We start from the raw sequence: 1,188 nt of genomic DNA, 5'->3' as shown, positions 1-1,188 counted from the left end.
GCGCCCGCCGGGCGGGGTGGGGGGGCCGGGGCCCGCAGCCGCTGGCCGGGCTGACCGCCCATCTCGTACTTCAGCAGCGCGGCCGCCTTCTGCGGGTCCGTCTCGCCCTCGCCGTAGGAGGGGCAGAGCGGAGCGATCGGGCAGGCTCCGCAGGCGGGCTTGCGGGCGTGGCAGATCCGCCGCCCGTGGAAGACCACCCGGTGCGAGAGCATGGTCCACTCCGCCTTGGGGAAGATCTCGGCGACCGCCGCCTCGACCAGGACCGGGTCCTCCTGCGTCGTCCACCCGAAGCGCCGCGCGAGCCGCCCGAAGTGGGTGTCCACCGTGATCCCGGGCACCCCGAAGGCGTTGCCCAGCACGACGTTGGCCGTCTTGCGGCCGACGCCGGGCAGCGTGACCAGGTCCTCGAGGCGGCCGGGAACCTCGCCGGCGAAGTCGTCGCGCAGGGCGATGGAGAGGCCGATCAGGGACTTCGCCTTGTTCCGGAAGAAGCCGGTCGGCCGGATGATCTCCTCCAGCTCCTCGGGCACGGCGGCGGCCATGTCGCGGGGCGTCGGGTACGTCGCGAAGAGCACCGGCGTGGTCTGGTTGACCCGCAGGTCGGTCGTCTGCGCCGACAGCACGGTGGCCACCAGCAGCTCGAAGGGGTTCTCGAAGTCCAGCTCCGGATGCGCGTACGGGTAGAGCTCCGCCAGCGCCCGGTTGATCTTCCGCGCCCGGCGCACCATCGCCAGCTGCGACTCCGCTTTGCGCGGCTTCCCGGCCGGCTTCGCCACCGCACTCTTCGCCGTCGGCGCGGCCTTCTTGACCTTGCTCTCTGCCATGCACGAAGGCTACGCCCGAGAACCGCGCCCCAGCCCCGCTTTCGGACAGGCCCCCTCGTCCGCGCACGCTCGGAGTTCCGACCGGCGGGCGGGGGGCGCCCCGCTGGTGGGGGAGGCTGCGGACGGGCGGCGGGGGGTTGTGATCTGTGGGTGATTTGCGGTATATGACTGTTGTATCCCGATAGCAGAAACGGACCGTGCAGAGCCGAGGAGGCTGAGCACGATGCTGATCCGTGCAGATCCCCTGGTCCCCACCGGCTGACCCGGACCGCCCGGCCCGGGGCCGGCGGTCGCCGGCCCCCGCCCGGCCCCCCCCCCCCCCCCCCCCCCCGCCCCGGGGGCCCCCCCCCCCCCCCCCTCCCGC

1 protein-coding gene is annotated in these 1,188 nt (G+C 73.9%); it reads right to left on the bottom strand.

The window, feature by feature from the left end; translation table 11 throughout:
- A partial coding sequence (gene nth / locus ABD323_RS24270; protein ID WP_344444039.1) for an endonuclease III occupies window positions 1-824 on the bottom strand: 824 nt, incomplete at its 3' end.
- Window positions 825-1,188: the final 364 nt, after the last annotated feature.

Source organism: Kitasatospora nipponensis (assembly GCF_039528135.1).
Lineage (GTDB): Bacteria > Actinomycetota > Actinomycetes > Streptomycetales > Streptomycetaceae > Kitasatospora > Kitasatospora nipponensis.
The sequence above is the reverse complement of the archived record's forward strand: the minus strand, read 5'-3'. Positions and strand labels throughout refer to the sequence as shown.